Origin of the sequence: Psychrobacter alimentarius, assembly GCF_001606025.1 — a bacterium.
Lineage (GTDB): Bacteria > Pseudomonadota > Gammaproteobacteria > Pseudomonadales > Moraxellaceae > Psychrobacter > Psychrobacter alimentarius.
On record NZ_CP014945.1, the window covers coordinates 2,902,715 to 2,919,896 of the forward strand.

The window sequence follows — 17,182 nt, forward strand, 5'->3', positions numbered from 1 at the left end:
CACACTATAGTCAATCCAATATAAGAGAAATACGGTGCTGCCAACGTCATATTTTCTTGCTTACTGTGCCTTCGCAGATAGAGGCGACGAAAATATATCGTTGGCAATCCATCATCATTGTTGTACCTTTTTTATTTAGGATTAGCTATATAAATAGTTGCTACTTATGTTCATAATTGTGTCGATTATAAATCTTATTTGGTAGTGGTCTGTTTTTCTAAAAAGGTTGCGTTATACTATAGCGCAACCTTTTTTATGACCTTAAAAACGATAAGCGTATCAGCAATTATCTGATACACCTTAATAGTATGATAAAAGGACTTATACCATGGCAGGATTACTTAGCATCTCAGAACCTAATGCCGGTAGCCCCACTGATATGAATAATCAAAACGACACCAATAATGACTTCTTGGCAAGCCTAGTGAATGATGCCACTCAGGCACCAAAAGACGTCACTGAACAATACACTCGTGAAGACATTGAGCAACTATTCGATTTGCCTTTGATGGATTTATTGCTACGAGCACAAACGATTCATCGAGAAAACTTTAACCCCAATGAAGTACAGATCAGCACTTTATTGTCTATCAAGACGGGTAACTGCCCTGAAGATTGCGGCTATTGCTCACAATCCGGTCATCATCGCGATACGACCAAATTACAAGCAGAAAAACGCTTGGAGATTGATAAAGTCATTGCCGCAGCCAAACGTGCCAAAGCCACTGGTTCATCACGATTTTGTATGGGCGCAGCTTGGAAACACCCTAGCGCCAAAGACATGCCTTATGTGGTTGAGCTGGTGAAAGAAGTAAAAGCGTTGGGACTAGAGACTTGTATGACTCTTGGTATGCTAGATACCGACCAAGCCACCCAATTGGCTGACGCAGGACTGGATTATTACAATCACAATCTCGATACGTCACGACGTTATTATGAGCAAGTGGTCAGTACGCGCAGTTATGATGAGCGCTTAGACACGCTTGCCAATGTGCGTAATTCAGGAATCAATGTTTGTAGTGGTAATATCGTAGGCATGGGCGAAAGTCGTGATGACCGCATTGATTGGGTACATGAGCTACTCAAAATGCCTAAAGCACCCGAATCTATCCCCGTCAATTTGTTGGTGCCGATTGCTGGCACACCAATTGGTGATAAAGTCTTAGCTGAAGGACAGCTATCTGTACTTGAATGGATACGTACGATTGCGGTGGCTCGTATTTGCTGTCCAACCAGCTATGTACGTTTGTCTGCTGGACGCGAAAGCTTGTCTGATTCTGAGCAAGCCTTAGCCTTTATGGCAGGTGCCAATTCGTTCTTTTATGGTGATAAACTCCTGACCACAGGCAATGCCAGTCAGTCAGGCGATGATAGATTGATGCGAGAGCTGGGTTTGACCAAACAGTTTGCCGCGCCACGCGCCCCAAAACAAGTTCCTGTTTTGGACGCCATGAGCGGTCATCAATCAAGGGTCGTATTGGCCGAGTAGTCGTGTCTAACGCTACCATTAGTAGACAATCTGCGCTAAGCTTGCTCGCATGATTTACTGCCCAACTAAGCTTAGGTGTATACAAGAGAGACATCATGCCAGATTATTTTAATTGGATCAAAGCCGCACACATCATCTCTATGGTTTGCTGGTTTGCCGCCATATTTTATTTGCCGCGCCTGTTTGTGTACCATGCGATGAGTGACGACAGCATCAGCCAAGAGCGCTTTGTTATTATGGAGCGCAAGTTGTATCGCGGTATCATGACACCGTCGATGATCGCCACATGGGTCTTTGGTCTGTGGATGTTAGGAATGGGCTGGGAGGTTTACAAAACCCAAGGCTGGCTACATGTCAAGCTGCTATTAGTCATACTGTTGTCCGGCTATCATGGCGCATGTGGTTTTTACCGCAAAAAACTGATAGACAATCCGCATTATAAAACCCATAAGTTTTGGCGCTGGTTTAATGAAGTGCCTGTGTTTGCGTTAGTCATTATTGTGATTTTGGTGGTGGTAAAACCTTTTTGAGCGTTATATTAGTGAGCCTTAAGAGAAACTGATACGTAAGTAGTAAGTAAAGTAGCCACACCATTTGACAAAAAAGCGTCCAGCACATAGAAGTGGTGGACGCTTTTTTATTTGCTATTTTTTCATTAACTAAGTGCGCTTGATAACACTATTATACCGCCAGATACTTGAATATTTAGCCTTGGCACTACACGCTAGGACGCATGATTTGATAGACGTTGCTCAAATCATATACACGATAGCGTGCAGGTTCGCGGCGGTTTTCGCCCGCATAGCTAAGTATCAAAGCTTGTTTGGATGCTTCATCAACCCAGCCCACAAACAACCCACTATGCTCGACACGGTTGTAACCGTGGTTGATATAATAGAGCCAATCGCCTACTTCAATCTCATCACTACGAGCGTAAGGACCCTGACTATAGGTGCCTTTATGAATGGTATCGCGGCTCACCCCTGCACGATTAAACACCGCATTAAGATAGTCCCAGCAGCCGCCTTTAATAATCGTACGCTCATTGAGCGCCATTTTGCGAGCCATACTGACCACTTCACGCGCTGCCAAACTGCTTTGCGTCTCTGCGCTACTTAATAACGGTAAATACTCATTATCAACATTATCGTAATTACCAGACAAAAAAGCAGGCAGCACAACTGGTGCTTGATTTTTTACGTTCGGATAATGATAGGCCGATTGCTGAGTGCCGTAACTGGGTGTGTTTACCACATTGGCAGTTGAATATCTGGTATTGGCATTGATAGCGGGTTGAGTATTGGTAGCATTGCTACGATAGGTGCCAGCGCGCTGAATGGTAGAGCGAGTACTGACTTTAGCAGAAGGGACTGCAGAATATGATGGAGATGAGTAATTAGATTGGACAGACTTTTGGGCGATGAGTGCACTCATGCTATCTGCATAAGCTGAACTGATTGAACCAAAAGCAAATAACAACAAACTGCACGACGCTGTAACCAACGGAATGGGCAAACGCGACATGGCTAACTCCTTGCCAATAAAATATAAGTAATAGCATGAATGATGATTAGACTTTTCAAGCTTACTTATAAACTATTTGGATAGGAATCTGCAAGTCCTATTCAACTTTCAGAATAGATAAAAGGTATAAAAACCCAGACCAATGGTTTAAAAAAGAGGATATGTATGAGAATACAGAGAGGATAAAATAGTCTTGGCTCAGTGATAAAGACAGAGATCTACATATAGATCATTCACTCAGTATCATCTGAATCGCTATTCATTTTGATATTGACATGGCGCTTGGTCAGCGCTTGACCTTGCAAGATAGCTTTGGTCGCTGTTGCCTCTTGAAGACTTTCAAAACCACTAATATGATACTTTTGCTTATCTTCATCATCGACAATCTGTAGTTGCTCACCAATAAGCATAATTTTATCACCATCGGTCAACTGGATATGCTCACGCTTGCCTTGATTGTCATGCACCAGCTCACCAGCTCGCACCCACAAAACACCATTTGCAATCACACCTGCCATGGCTTTTTTGCGTTGTTGACGTTGTCGATTAAAAATAAAACTGCCAACGATAAGTAAGGCCAATGCACCGATAGCGAGGCGCTCTGATAATAAACTCATGGCCAAAGCCACCGCTACTGCGCCTACCAGCAACGCTGACCCGAACCAAAACATACCATTATCAGTCGCTTGCGACTGACCCTGCAACGTAATTTTAGCGCCATCGTCGGTCAGCTTGAGCATGCATTATTACCTATCGTCAGATATTTATGAGTAAAAAGCCAAGTATCTATAAATAGTTTATGGCAGGTCTAAAAGGGTTGTTAAAATGCTCAATACAAGAAGCGGACTACCAACCTAAAGCGGTTTGTTGCAATTTGATCAATTCAGCGATGCCTTTTTCTGCCATTGCAAGCATATCATCAGCCTGAGCACGGGTGAATGGTTTTTCTTCCGCCGTACCTTGTAATTCAATGAACTCACCTTTTTGTGTCATGACAACATTCAAATCAGTGTCACAACTGGCGTCTTCTTCATAGTTTAAATCCAAATAGGCTTCGCCATCTTTCATACCGACAGAGACAGCAGCAACCAAGCCAATCAATGGATCTGCTTTGAGTTTTTTGGTTCTTTGAAGGCTTTCTAACGCATCAACAAGCGCAATCGCTGCACCCGTCACACTCGCAGTACGAGTACCACCGTCCGCTTGCAACACATCACAATCAAGATAAATGGTATTTTCGCCAAGCTTGCTCAAGTCAATCATGGCGCGTAAGCTACGACCAATCAAACGCTGGATTTCTTGCGTTCGACCTGATTGCTTACCACGTGCTGCTTCACGCTGGTTGCGAGTGTTGGTCGCTCGTGGCAACATGCCGTATTCGGCAGTGATCCAACCTTTACCCTTACCTTTTAGCCAGCGCGGTACACCTGATTCGACACTGGCAGTACACAGTACTTTAGTATCGCCGAAGCTTACCAATACTGATCCTTCGGCATGCTTAGTATAATGGCGCTCAAAGCTGATCGAGCGAAGTTGGTCAAGCTCACGATTGTCAATACGCATAAAAATTCCTAGTACAATGTTTTAAAAGCAGTGTCGTAAAAATAACAAATTTGGTGCCGTTTGGCTGTTTATATATATCAATAGATAAGTAATCAGTTATTGGTATATATCTGAGCAAATGATAAACAGACGTTTTGGTAGGCTCAAAAAGACAGCCATCCTAACGTGACAGCGGCGCAATAGCAAGATTCACTCAAGCTATAACGCCGCGGTTTTGCTAAAAAGCTGATGCAATCATAAAATGGCGCACTAATTACTCTGACGGCTTTATGCTCATATTTTTACTTATCTTTATTGTGATATTCTTATTCTAGGCCTTCCATCTTACGCAATTCTTTACGCAGGATCTTACCAACGTTTGACTTTGGTAATTCATCCACAAACTGGATATGACGGGGACGCTTATAGCCAGTCAGCTGTTTTTTACCAAAATCTAGCAATTCTTGTTCTGTGACTTCGCCCTTTTTGACCACAAATAATTTTGGTTCTTCACCGCGCTCTTCATTTGGCACTCCAATAGCACCGCACTCTGCCACCGCTGGATGCTCACTCATGGCCTCTTCGATCTCATTTGGGTAGACATTAAAACCTGAGACCAAAATCATGTCTTTTTTGCGATCGACAATTTTAATGAAGCCCTTTTCATCCATGATACCGATATCACCCGTTTTTAGGTAACCATTAGCGGTAAAGGTTTCGGCGGTTTCTTTAGGACGGTTTTGATAGCCAATCATTACTTGTGGCCCTTTGACACATATCTCACCGCGATCGCCCATGACTACTTCATTTTCGTCGTCATCGATCAGTATCACGTCCGTGCTAGAGGCAGGAATACCAATTTTGTTAGTGAATTCAGCGATGGTCATGGGATTAAAGGCGACCACAGGCGACGTCTCAGACAGACCATACCCTTCTACAATAGGCAGACCTGTGACGTTGTGCCATTTTTTGGCCACACTTGGCAACACTGACATACCGCCACCAATAGAGGCTTTTAGATTGGAGAAATCTAGCTCTGCAAAACTGTCTTTATTCACCAAGCCATTAAACAAGGTGTTGACTGCAGGGATAAAGGACGGCTTGTATTTGCCCATCTCTTTAATCAAACCGTCAAGATCGCGTGGATTTGGGATTAGTAAGCCTGCATAACCCTGATACATGCCATACATACCGCAAACCATAAATGAGAACACATGGTACAGTGGCAATGCGGTCAAAATAACATCACCTGCCTCCACGTCATCTTCAAACGCACTGTTCATAAGGGCACTGATTTGTAACATGTTGGCGACTAAGTTGCCGTGAGACAACATTGCGCCTTTGGCCACCCCCGTCGTACCACCTGTATATTGCAATAATGCCACGTCACTTAAGCTCAAATCAGGGCGCTTATAATGACTGGCCGATACTGCATTTAGGGCTTGCTTGAAGCTCACACTATTTGGTAAATGGTAAGCTGGAATCATTTTTTTGATGTGACGTGCCACAAGGTTGACCACAGCGCCTTTGACAGATCCTAACATATCGCCAATTTTGCAGACGATCACATGCGCCACTTGACCTTTGTCTTCTGCTTCTTGATAGGTTTTTGCAAAATTTTCTACAATAAATAAGGCTTTGGCACTGCTGTCATGCAGTTGATGCGATAGCTCTCGGCTGGTGTACAAAGGATTGACGTTGACCAATACCATGCCTGCGCGGATGATACCCAAAGCAACCACTGGATACTGCAACAAATTGGGCATCATGACCCCAACTTTATCACCCTTGACCAATCCTAATGATTGTAGATAGCTGGCAATTTGACGACTGTATAAATCCAATTGCTTATAACTGATTTCAGCGCCCATACAAATATAAGCAGTTTTTTTACCATAGCGGCTAAAATTACGCTCAAACACTTCCAACAAAGAGGTATTGTCGTCTGGCATATCGATAGTAGCATCAATGCCATAGCGCTCATAAGCACTTAACCAAGGTCTATCGCTAGGGATGGTCGGCATGGTAGGGAATGCATTTTCTTGATAAATATTGTCTTGATAAACGGTGTCTTTATGAATACGGTTTTTATCAGCGCTGCTCTTATGAGCACTGTCTTTATTGTTGGTTGCAGCTTTATCGTTTGCTGTCTCTTTATTGATATTATCGGTCATAACTTTCCCTAAACGTTACTATGAAAAATGTAGAATATTTTAACGAAAAAACCATTTTTTATGATTGATCAGTGACAGCAAACCCTTATGAATACAAACGGCAATAACCCAATTGGTTTATCATTCATAAGCTGGTCGATAAAAGCGTATTATCAGGCCCGTGATAGGTGCCGCAATCATTTAGCAAAACCAGATTGGCTATCATTTTTGCCATCATGGTTTATACAGTAACACTGACTTTTTTAGATACTTATAAAAATACGTCGCTGAGCACTATAGCAGTTTTACTAGAGTTTCTCTATCTATACTAGCACTGTTAAAACTCTCAAAATGCTGAAAATAAAAAACGATAAGGCTGCCTATGAGCAACCTTATCACTTGTAGCTAACGCGACCCTATAACTATTACAGTCTCTTATATATGCTGTCGTTATAACTCTCTACCGTGTGAGCAATCACGATTGGCCGTGATTCTTTTCTTCAAGCGCGCGTAGGTCTTTACGTAAAATTTTACCCACATTCGATTTTGGTAGCTCATCGATAAATTCAACATAACGAGGGCGTTTATAGCCGGTCAGATTTTCTTTACCATAGGCGAGAACCTCTTCAACCGTCAAGCTATCATCACTGCGTACGACATAAATTTTTGGTACTTCACCACTTTTTTCGTCTTCGATACCAATGACACCGCACTCCAGAATCTTTGGATGACCCGACATAGCATCTTCAACTTCGTTTGGATAGACGTTAAACCCTGAGACCAAAATCATGTCTTTTTTACGATCGACAATTTTAAAGTAACCGTCTTCATCCATCACGCCAATATCACCAGTACGGAAATAACCATCATCCGTCATAACTTCTGCCGTCGCATCCGCGCGCTTCCAGTAACCTTTCATGACTTGTGGACCACGAACACAAATCTCACCGCGCTCACCAAGGGCGACTTCATTCCCATCTTCATCCAAAATGGCCATATCCGTTGAAGGCATTGGCAGACCAATATTACCTGAGAACTCGTTCGTGCCTTCTGGATTGGCTGAAGCAACCGGAGAGGTCTCTGATAGACCATAGCCTTGAACAATGATATTGCCCGTTATTTTTTGCCATTTAGCCGCTGTGTCTTTTAATACTGCCATACCGCCGCCCATAGACATCTCAAGCTTGCTATGGTCTATGGCTTGGAACTCTTCACTATTTGCAAGGGCGTTAAATAACGTATTGACCGCTGGGAAGAATGCAGGCGGATATGCTTTATAGGCTTTAAGCAAGCTATCAAAGTCGCGTGGATTTGGTACAAGTAGACCGATACAACCACGATACAAGCCAAACATGCCACAAACGGTGAAAGAAAAAATATGATATAAGGGCAGCGCTGTCATGATGACTGGCTGCTCATCTAGCTTTTCAAATTTATCAAAAGCATCGCCCAAGTAAACATCACACTGGATAAGGTTTGCCACTAAGTTGCCATGTGTGAGCATCGCGCCTTTGGCAACACCCGTTGTACCACCGGTATATTGCAGAACTGCCACGTCTTCAAGGCCGATATTATCAGGACGCTTATAGTGGTCAGCAGAAAAGCGATTCAGAGCCTTTTTAAATTTAACACTGCCTTTGATACTATAATCAGGCACCATTTTTTTGACATGACGAACCACAGCAGTCACGATAAAGCCTTTTAGTGGGCTCATAAGGTCGCCCATGGAGGTAATCACAACATGGTCAACCAAGTCTTTACCAATGTCTTGGTAGGTTTTGGCAAAGTTTTCTAGCAAAATAAGCACTTTGGCATCAGAGTCTTCTAACTGATGTGCCAGCTCCTTGGTAGTATAAAGTGGGTTAACATTGACCAACGTCATGCCCGCGCGCAGTACTCCTAGGACGGCAACTGGCAGCTGTAAAATATTGGGCATCATCACCGCCACTTTATCGCCTTTTTTTAGCCCCAACGATTGCAGATAAGCTGCCATTTGTTTGCTATAGCGATCTAATTCTTCATAGGACAGTTTGACATCCATACACACAAATGCTGTTTTGCCAGCATAGGTAACAAAGTTTTTTTCGAGTATATCGATTAAAGAGGTATTGGCAGCTGGCATCGTGATGTCATACTGAATACCAAGTTTTTCGTAAGTTTTGAGCCATACTTTATCATTGCGACGAATGGGGTTGCCCTGATTTTCCATAATCTTTTTTCTCCTAGTCATAGTACGCGATCGATTACTCATACAATCACAGTGTGATATACATACAAAAACTTAGCATTTAGGCTTACGCTGGTAAGCAAAGTCGCCATGTTATCGTATGAGCATGAGCAAACAACATAATGGTCAAAAACCCTCTTCTAATTAACATACACACTTTATACAGACTACTCAATACAAAAGATTGTTACTTGCGTTCGCAAACAGATTTGACGATGAATAATCTTATGTATAGCGCCTTTAGTCACTCCTAATAGTTAGAAAAATATTCATACTTTTTAGTGATAATCTATTTATAAATCTCATGCATACACTTATGTCTTTATTGATGACTTATTGCCGTTTATGACTTGTTACCATCAAGTACCGTAGCAAGCTCTGTCAAAGTGACAAAATTGCGACGTATGCCGTCTTTATCACTGCTTGGTTGACGAGCAAGCACACTACTCGCCAGTTTTTTACTATCAGCATACTGCCAATCATTGATGTATTCATTTTGAGTTAATCGCTGACCAAAACCTGCTACTGCCACCGCAAACTGCGTATCGATATTGGCACTATTTAACGCACGACTGGTTTTATAAATCGGTTGACTGAGCAGCTTTGAGCCGCCGCCTGCTGGTGCTTTATAGCGAATTTTTAGATAGGCCAACTCATTTACATTCTGTGTGTTTTGGGTGCTAGACTTGCTGTTGTTACTGCCAGAATAAGTGACGATACTGATGCTGTCTTCTGCGCGCATCTGCTCTGTCAGTAATTTGAGAGAGGATTGCGCCAATGGCAGCTTATCGAGAGAGGACATAGAGCCCGACACATCGACCAAAAATACGAGGTTGGCAGGTGGCATCGACTGCGCATTGCTATTTTTAGACCAATTACTATCAACTGCTTTGATACCAACTTTGACGATCTTGTTATCCTGATCTGCCCTGTCCCATGGCGAATCGACCACGTCAGTTGCCACCACAAAGGGCGCATTATTAAGGCGTTTACCATCATCAAACTGATATTGAAAATAGTTGATCAACTCCTCCACTCGCACCGCATCGACAGGCGGTAGTCGACCTTCATTCAGATAGCGACGTACATTGGCATAACTGCCCGTATCAGTATCAATAGATAAAGTAGAAACCGCCATCTCTGTAGTACGATGTACAGGATTGGCCTCACTCTTTTGATAATTGTCGCGCTCTTGGGGCGCTATGTTGATACTTGGTAGTGGACGAATACCCATTTGAGGCGCCGCGCGTATCAGCATATTACTGCTTACAGCATTTTGCATAGTCATGACAGGCTCTGATGCCACAACGCTCATTGAGTCAACAGCACTTTGATTAGCCGCCTCTTGATTAATCGTGCTACTACTCGGTTCTGATACTGGCGGAGTCATTTGAGATGAACTACAAGCACTCAGCCCCGCACCGATAACCATACTGGCCAACAGCGCACCTTTTGTTAAGTAATGAGGATATTTTTGTGATAAACAGACAGGCGGCATAGCAAATACTCCATAAGTCACATAGATCAATGATGAATTGTCCGTATTCATCTATTTATGATAATTTGTGCCACCCAGTCACACCGTATTTTTTAAAAAACAGATAATAGGTGTGTAGAGAAAATGGCTATATCACATCGCTAGATTTTACGTTCATAAGTAACATGATAAAAAATATTTAGATTAACTATACTTAAGTTATTTTCTAAAAGCTATTGATTAAAGTGCGGTTCAGAGTATGGTTTAAAACGATATGAGCACGTCATGCATTGTCGTCTATTCTGACTTGCACCTTTTTAATTGCCGCAATATCCTTTACGATAGCACTATCCTTATTGTCTACTTGCCCCATTTATTAATACCTATTAAAACTCAAAAGTGAATCCTATTTTATGTCCGATGTTATTGATCATACGATTGACCCAATCATTCCAAGTGAACCCATGGATACGCGCTCGGTGGCGGAATTCACTGAGCAAGCCTATCTCAACTATGCCATGTATGTCATCATGGATCGGGCGTTGCCCAATATTGCTGACGGTCTCAAGCCAGTACAGCGCCGTATCGTCTATGCCATGAGTGAGCTTGGCTTAAAGTCTTCTGCCAAAGCAAAAAAATCAGCGCGTACGGTTGGTGATGTACTAGGTAAATACCATCCACATGGTGACAGTGCGTGTTATGAGGCGATGGTGCTAATGGCACAGCCGTTTAGCTACCGCTATCCGCTGATTACTGGTCAAGGCAACTGGGGCAGTCCTGATGATCCAAAATCCTTTGCGGCGATGCGTTATACCGAAGCCAAAATGTCTGCCTATGCTAATACCTTGCTCGCAGAGCTTGGACAAGGAACAGTCAACTGGCAAGATAATTTTGACGGTACGATGCAAGAGCCAACCACTCTACCCGCCCGCTTGCCCAATATTTTATTAAACGGTACCACAGGTATCGCCGTTGGTATGGCGACCGATATACCGCCGCATAATTTAAATGAAGTGGTACGCGCAGCCATTCGTTTGCTCAAAAACCCTGAGCTGTCCGTCAAGCAGTTAACTCAGTCAATACCAGCACCTGACTTGCCAACGCCAGCCGAAATCATTACCAGTAAAAAAGACTTGCAAGCCATGTATGAGAGTGGCCGTGGCAGCTACAAAATGCGGGCCACGTTCCATATCGATAGCAAAGAAAAAAACCTCGTCATCATTGATGCACTTCCCTATCAAGTCTCAGGCAACAAGATTCAAGAGCAAATCGCCAAGCTCATGACCGACAAAAAATTGCCTTGGATTACTGACATTCATGATGAGTCAGATCATGAAAACGCTTGCCGTATCGTACTTGAGCTGCGATCAGCGCGCGTCGATGTCGAGCGCGTCATGAGTCATCTATTTGCCAGCACGGATCTAGAAAGCAATTACCGCGTCAACATGAATATGATTGGGCTAAACGGGAAGCCGCAAGTCAAAAACCTGAAAGAAATCTTAGAAGAATGGCTCATCTGCCGCCGCTCTGTCGTCACGCGCCGTTTGCAATTTCGCCTCGACAAAATCGATAAGCGCTTGCACATCCTTGCAGGTTTACTAATTGCGTATCTTAATATTGATGAAGTCATTCGTATCATTCGTGAAGAAGACGATCCAAAAGCAACGTTGATGCAAGATTATGATCTGACTGACATTCAAGCCAATGCCATCTTAGATATTCGTCTGCGTCAGTTGGCAAGATTAGAAGAGATTGAGTTGCGCCGCGAGCAAGATGAGCTGGCCGCCGAACGCGCCATCATTCAAGAGTACTTGGACAATCCAGACAGTCTGACCAATCTGATGATTGATGAGCTGACTGCCGATATGAAAGAACATGGTAACGAGCGTGTATCACCATTGGCAGAACGCGAAGAAGCGCAAGCACTAAAAGAGTCTGACTTGGTGCCAAGCGAGCCTGTGACCGCCATCCTATCAAAAGCAGGATGGATTCGTGCCGCCAAAGGCCATGATGTCGATGCGGCTGGTATGAGCTATCGCTCAGGCGATGCTTATCAGGCACATGTACGCGGTAAATCTAATGAAAAAATCTACGTGCTCGATAGCACCGGACGCAGTTACAGCATTGATGCACACAACCTTGCTTCTGCGCGCGGTCAAGGTGATCCGCTCACCAGCGTGTTGAAGCCGCCCGCAGGTGCCAGCTTTGAGCAGTTATTAACAGGTGATAATGATCAACGTATCATTCTCGCCAGCTCAGCAGGTTATGGATTTATCAATACGCTTGGTAATCTCGATAGCAATCAAAAAGCGGGTAAAAACATCATTACTTTAACAACTGATAGTCGCTTGCTACCAGTTGCGCGTATCGATGTGCTAGCAAATATGATTAATAGTAGTGACAATAGTGAAGCAACCAGCAGTCGTGCAAACGCGGCACCAGACCATCTCGCTGTTGTGACCAACGCAGGATACTTACTGATATTTGCTCTTGATGATTTGCCTGAACAAGCACGCGGTAAAGGCAACAAATTGATTAAACTAAAAGACGGTGAAGAAGTCCTTGCGATCACTCCACTGAATCAGCAAGACAGCCTTGTCATTACCGCTGGTAAACGCCATGTGACGCTAAAGCCCAATGACTTGGCCAACTATACAGGCACGCGTGGTAATCGCGGCGGCCAGTTGCCAAGAGGCTTTCAGAATGTGACGAGTGTTGAGGTTGGATAGTGAATTTCAGTGCTTAAATTTTGCAAAGCTGAGTTAAAAGTCCAGCTATGACCCATCAAAAAGCCGCCTATAGATACCATATAGGCGGCTTCTTTACATCAGCTAAAGCAGCTGACAAAATAGTGAGCAAATACTACCCATTTAAAATTTACTAGGCCGTGTCCCTATTCTAAAAATGGTGATAAATGTTTGAATTAGGGACACGCCCTAGATTCAGTATCTTCAAATATTGCTTCTATAAAGCTAGTGATTTGTGTGCTTTTCATGAGATAAGGGTTGAAGTCAGCACCTGCTGAGAAGCTTTTCAGGGCGTATTCTTCGTCTTCAGCGCTTGAGGTTAAATACTTTATTAAGAAACCATCCCACTTGCGTGCTTCTATTTCTTTGACTTCAACGATATGAGGTAAAAGGTGCGAATACTCATTAATCAGTTTTGCTAAAACTTCATTAATAACAGGTCTTGACCCTTCTATACTTTGAAGCAAATAATCATCATTGATAACCAGCGCTGACGTTATATCGCTTTGTTCATTGTTCCTTCGCCACTGTTCAAGTATGCGAGTCAGCTCTACGCCGTTATTTTTTTCACTATTTTTACCAATGTATGTCAGGCTGATGAGAATATGCTCTCCATTTCTCTTATGCTTTTCTGAAGTATGGCAAGTGTTTGTCTGCATAAGGGGTCCAGTATATAAAAAATTCATTTAATCAAGATAACGTCTAAAGCGGAATATAGCCCACAACGTTTGTCTGTCTTTTACTATGTTTTTGTATTCTAATGACCGTCTTATAGTCTGCCATTAGCGTTTTTATAAAGGAAACATGGCTATATTAAAAAATAATATGATGACATTTATTATAGGGCAATGGTGATAGAAAGCTGGCTCAGTCAAGGCAGCAGCGTTATGCTAATTATTAAAAGATATGAGTAGTGTATTCCTACAATGCTGGGCGACAGGACAGCGCAATTATCAAATGCTCCTTATTAAAAATAATTAATCAAAACCGATCTCTAGCTTCAATTAAGCTACTATACAATTTTATCCTCTGCAAAAATGGCATTTAGAAAATGTCTAATCTGAGTACTTTTCATCAAATAGGGATTAAAGTCAGCACCTGCTGAAAAATGTTGTAGCGCATATTCTTCATCTTCAACGCTCGAGGTCAGATGCTTAATTAAAAATTTATCCCACTTGCGTACCTCTATTTCTTCAACTTCGATCACATTGGGTGAGATTTCTAAATATTCACTAATTATTTTTGCCAAAGCATGATTGATAGCAGGTCTTGAACCTTGAATATTTTGAATAAAATAATTATCGTTAACGACCAAGGCTGAGGTTATGTTACTTTTTTCAAAGTATCTGCGCCAATGCTCAAGAGCACGAGCCAACTCCACACCTGAATTTTTGTCAGTCTTTTTAGCAATATATGTCAGGCTAATGAGAATATGCTCTCCATTTCTCTTATGCTTTTCTGAAGTATGGCGAGTGTCTGTCTGCATCAGAAATCCTATTTATAAGAAATTCATTTAGATTAAGATACTATTTAATACTAAATACACGCAATAACATTTTTTCGTCTTTTGCCATGTTTTTGTATTTTTATAACATCCCGACCATTCCACTTAAATGCTTTTTAAAATATGTGAATATATTATATCAATAATTAGAACGTTTATTCTATGATTACTCATACATTCAATTCAAACCCAAAATAGGAATCACCAAATCCTCTTCATCTGTTAGATGCTGAGACAATAGATTGCTGACGTCAATCAAGGTCTTGTGCAATTGCTCGCCCAGTGCTTTGTCTTCGGCTTCACTGATTGCAAGCTTTCCATTTAATACTTGCAGCTCATTTAATATTGCATCCAAGTGTATATGGTCTCGATCCAGTATCTCAAAACCTGATTTTAGCTGCGGGTACATACGAATAAACGATGGAAAATACGCTTGGTCCTCGATATTATGGTGATGATGTAATTTCATAATATACTGATTGATTCGTGGTAAGAGTTGCACGCGATATTCTGACCATTCAATACTACCAGAATGATAGGCATCACTAATCTGCGTCAAAATATGCTGACGTTTACGTATATCAGCATGAATATTTAACCAGCCAGACGTTTTATAGACATACTCTGCGCTGAACCATTGAGCCGGTGGCAGTTTGTCATATAAAAATAGCCAATCTGCTTGAAGGCGACTATTAGGATGCCGCGGTGATAAGGCTTCTTGAGGATTCAATTTCTGAGTAAAGGCCGTCATGGTATTATCCTTATAAATTGGTTTTGCTTATTCGATCTCTTTATCAGCACTCATACATGATTCATCAATACTTTTATAAACAACTTAAAGTTTGATAATCTGAAAATATTAATTAGATTTACTAAAACATCATAGGTAAATATGTAGAATATATATAGAGCCAGCGGCGATAAAATCAACCATAGCCTGTGCGATTGTTTGACTGAATACAACCAATTGTCGATGCGTTACACAATCTAGTCAAAAATTTTATCACTTACAATTGATGAAACGGTACGATAAAACCCATACCGATAAGCAACCAAACGCCATAAATGTGGCTAATTGAATTTTTATCACCCTCGCACCTGGGTGGAAATCACGAAGGATAATCATGTTTATTAAAGATAAGATTGCAAGAGAGATGATGAATAAGATAACCACGCCTAAAATTATATTCTTTGATATCGATGATACTTTGAGCCGTAATGGAATTATCGCTGAACATAATAAAGCGACCCTTGAGCAGCTGGCAGAGACGGACATTAAGCTGGTGATTTCAACTGGACGCTCGAAAGCCATTTTGCCTGATGATATTTTGGCACTGCTGGATGCCGATATTTTGGATGCGATTATTTGTATGAATGGTCAATATAGCTTTGATCACAGTGGCATGATTAGCCATTATCCATTGAATGCTGAGCAGACGGATAAGATTTCTTATCTTTGCCAACAGAGCAACCTTATTCACAAGTTTGACTCAGCGACGCATATTGTATGGTCAGATGAAAACGAGCGTTTGCGTGACTATAATGCCAGAACGCCCAACTCTATCGTTGACCCAGAGTACTACAAGTCAAATACGGTTTATCAGTGTTCCGTATTTTTCAATGATCAAGAAGACAAAATGCAAGAGGTCGATTTTGAGAAATATGACTTGAAGTTGGTACATTGGCATCATATCGGTGCTGATATTCTACCAATTGAGGCGTCCAAAGCGCGCGGTATCAAAGACATGTGTGCGTATTATGGTGTGGATGTGCGCGAGTGCATGGCATTTGGTGACGGTATGAATGATCTTGAGATGTTTGATCTGGTCGGATTTGCGGTAGCAATGGGGGACGCAAAACCTGCCCTAATCGAGCGAGCAGATTTTGTCACAGGAACGATTGAAGAGTTTGGCATACAGGCGGTGCTAGGTCAGTTTTGTATAGCGTAGAAATTTTAGGCGCGCATTAGCACTCATCCTCGCCGAGCCATCTGATCATAAGCCCAAATACCAGTTTTATAAAGTCTTGTAATAATCAAAAACAACAGCCCAACTGTGAGAACATAAACCAACGTTGTCGATACGCTCGTTAGTGTCTCAATACTAGCGGCCATACTAAGATAAGCCTCTAATGGCCAGCTTTCTACTGGCGTTCCATTACCCGCATTTAGGTAGGCGATAATACCGAACAGACCTATAAGAATAGTGATCATGCCAGCAAGTCTACGATTGTCCATTTCATCTCTCGTTTATCAAAATCAATTAACTGTCTTCTTCGTTGTGTAAGGCTTATCGTTGATTCATTTTAAAAAGTACGGCAATGCTGGAATAAATAGTATGAGACCCTATAGTACAAAGTATAAAGCAAGTACCAAACATTCATGCCAATAGAAAACCGTTTCAAATATATCTTTTTTGTTTTGAGCTAACTATATCGAGCATTTATTGGTTTATCAAGCGTTCAAAATCAATGCTATGGCATCGTCGAACCACCATCGACCGCAATAGAATACCCAGTAA

At 42.1% G+C, this 17,182-nt stretch carries 14 protein-coding genes; 4 read left to right on the forward strand and 10 right to left on the reverse strand.

The annotated features are described in order from the left end of the window. Positions 1–328 precede the first annotated feature (328 nt). Together bioB and hemJ are read left to right on the forward strand one after the other, a co-directional pair. On the forward strand, positions 329–1,489 hold the full coding sequence (bioB, locus tag A3K91_RS12010) for a biotin synthase BioB (RefSeq protein ID WP_062845477.1): 1,161 nt from the start codon (positions 329–331) through the stop codon (positions 1,487–1,489). A 95-nt stretch (positions 1,490–1,584) separates the two neighbouring features. After that, positions 1,585–2,019 carry a protoporphyrinogen oxidase HemJ gene (hemJ, locus tag A3K91_RS12015; RefSeq protein ID WP_062845478.1) on the forward strand — a complete coding sequence of 145 codons (435 nt, stop codon included), beginning with the start codon at positions 1,585–1,587 and terminating at the stop codon, positions 2,017–2,019. Between the two features lie 187 nt (positions 2,020–2,206). Here the strand turns inward: hemJ and A3K91_RS12020 are convergent, their stop codons facing one another. The 6 genes from A3K91_RS12020 to A3K91_RS12045 all read right to left on the reverse strand — a co-directional run bounded on the left by A3K91_RS12020 (position 2,207) and on the right by A3K91_RS12045 (position 10,484). Further along, positions 2,207–3,013 (reverse strand): hypothetical protein, encoded by an 807-nt coding sequence (locus A3K91_RS12020; protein WP_062845479.1) that lies wholly within the window; start codon positions 3,011–3,013, stop codon positions 2,207–2,209. Positions 3,014–3,246: 233 nt separating this feature from the next. Further along, positions 3,247–3,753, reverse strand: a complete 507-nt coding sequence (locus A3K91_RS12025) for a hypothetical protein (RefSeq protein WP_062845480.1) — start codon at positions 3,751–3,753, stop codon at positions 3,247–3,249. Positions 3,754–3,859: 106 nt separating this feature from the next. Beyond that, positions 3,860–4,576 (reverse strand): ribonuclease PH, encoded by a 717-nt coding sequence (gene rph, locus A3K91_RS12030; protein ID WP_062845481.1) that lies wholly within the window; start codon positions 4,574–4,576, stop codon positions 3,860–3,862. A 305-nt stretch (positions 4,577–4,881) separates the two neighbouring features. Next, complete coding sequence (locus A3K91_RS12035; RefSeq protein ID WP_416231984.1) at positions 4,882–6,579, reverse strand: AMP-binding protein; 1,698 nt, start codon at positions 6,577–6,579, stop codon at positions 4,882–4,884. 604 nt (positions 6,580–7,183) lie between these two features. Continuing rightward, complete coding sequence (locus A3K91_RS12040; RefSeq protein WP_062845483.1) at positions 7,184–8,917, reverse strand: AMP-binding protein; 1,734 nt, start codon at positions 8,915–8,917, stop codon at positions 7,184–7,186. A gap of 361 nt (positions 8,918–9,278) precedes the next feature. Next, positions 9,279–10,484 (reverse strand): YfbK domain-containing protein, encoded by a 1,206-nt coding sequence (locus tag A3K91_RS12045; RefSeq protein WP_084387349.1) that lies wholly within the window; start codon positions 10,482–10,484, stop codon positions 9,279–9,281. Positions 10,485–10,825: 341 nt separating this feature from the next. Here A3K91_RS12045 and parC point away from each other — a divergent pair, with 341 nt between their 5' ends. After that, a complete protein-coding gene (gene parC, locus A3K91_RS12050) occupies positions 10,826–13,141 on the forward strand; it encodes a DNA topoisomerase IV subunit A (protein ID WP_062845485.1) in 2,316 nt (771 codons plus the stop codon). Positions 13,142–13,335: 194 nt separating this feature from the next. Here parC and A3K91_RS12055 read toward each other — a convergent pair whose 3' ends face one another. From A3K91_RS12055 to A3K91_RS12065, 3 genes are all read right to left on the reverse strand, one after another. Next, positions 13,336–13,818: a BLUF domain-containing protein gene (locus A3K91_RS12055; protein ID WP_062845486.1), complete on the reverse strand. Its 483-nt coding sequence runs from the start codon at positions 13,816–13,818 to the stop codon at positions 13,336–13,338. A gap of 353 nt (positions 13,819–14,171) precedes the next feature. Beyond that, positions 14,172–14,645 carry a BLUF domain-containing protein gene (locus tag A3K91_RS12060; protein WP_062845487.1) on the reverse strand — a complete coding sequence of 158 codons (474 nt, stop codon included), beginning with the start codon at positions 14,643–14,645 and terminating at the stop codon, positions 14,172–14,174. Between the two features lie 196 nt (positions 14,646–14,841). Next, a complete protein-coding gene (locus A3K91_RS12065; protein ID WP_062845488.1) occupies positions 14,842–15,414 on the reverse strand; it encodes a hemerythrin domain-containing protein in 573 nt (190 codons plus the stop codon). A 373-nt stretch (positions 15,415–15,787) separates the two neighbouring features. Between A3K91_RS12065 and A3K91_RS12070 the strand changes: the two genes are divergently transcribed. Continuing rightward, on the forward strand, positions 15,788–16,612 hold the full coding sequence (locus A3K91_RS12070) for a Cof-type HAD-IIB family hydrolase (RefSeq protein ID WP_228139867.1): 825 nt from the start codon (positions 15,788–15,790) through the stop codon (positions 16,610–16,612). 23 nt (positions 16,613–16,635) lie between these two features. On the opposite strand, the gene A3K91_RS12075 is transcribed toward A3K91_RS12070, so the two are convergent. After that, positions 16,636–16,899: a hypothetical protein gene (locus tag A3K91_RS12075; RefSeq protein WP_062845489.1), complete on the reverse strand. Its 264-nt coding sequence runs from the start codon at positions 16,897–16,899 to the stop codon at positions 16,636–16,638. Between the last annotated feature and the right edge of the window lie 283 nt (positions 16,900–17,182).

Coding starts and splice junctions, on each gene's coding strand:
- A3K91_RS12055 (WP_062845486.1), bottom strand. CDS start 13,818: ATGCAGACAAACACTTGCCATACTTCAGAAAAGCATAAGAGAAATGGA.
- bioB (WP_062845477.1), top strand. CDS start 329: ATGGCAGGATTACTTAGCATCTCAGAACCTAATGCCGGTAGCCCCACT.
- A3K91_RS12020 (WP_062845479.1), bottom strand. CDS start 3,013: ATGTCGCGTTTGCCCATTCCGTTGGTTACAGCGTCGTGCAGTTTGTTG.
- A3K91_RS12035 (WP_416231984.1), bottom strand. CDS start 6,579: ATGCCGACCATCCCTAGCGATAGACCTTGGTTAAGTGCTTATGAGCGC.
- A3K91_RS12025 (WP_062845480.1), bottom strand. CDS start 3,753: ATGCTCAAGCTGACCGACGATGGCGCTAAAATTACGTTGCAGGGTCAG.
- hemJ (WP_062845478.1), top strand. CDS start 1,585: ATGCCAGATTATTTTAATTGGATCAAAGCCGCACACATCATCTCTATG.
- A3K91_RS12065 (WP_062845488.1), bottom strand. CDS start 15,414: ATGACGGCCTTTACTCAGAAATTGAATCCTCAAGAAGCCTTATCACCG.
- A3K91_RS12075 (WP_062845489.1), bottom strand. CDS start 16,899: ATGGACAATCGTAGACTTGCTGGCATGATCACTATTCTTATAGGTCTG.
- rph (WP_062845481.1), bottom strand. CDS start 4,576: ATGCGTATTGACAATCGTGAGCTTGACCAACTTCGCTCGATCAGCTTT.
- A3K91_RS12045 (WP_084387349.1), bottom strand. CDS start 10,484: ATGAATACGGACAATTCATCATTGATCTATGTGACTTATGGAGTATTT.
- parC (WP_062845485.1), top strand. CDS start 10,826: ATGTCCGATGTTATTGATCATACGATTGACCCAATCATTCCAAGTGAA.
- A3K91_RS12060 (WP_062845487.1), bottom strand. CDS start 14,645: ATGCAGACAGACACTCGCCATACTTCAGAAAAGCATAAGAGAAATGGA.
- A3K91_RS12040 (WP_062845483.1), bottom strand. CDS start 8,917: ATGGAAAATCAGGGCAACCCCATTCGTCGCAATGATAAAGTATGGCTC.
- A3K91_RS12070 (WP_228139867.1), top strand. CDS start 15,788: ATGTTTATTAAAGATAAGATTGCAAGAGAGATGATGAATAAGATAACC.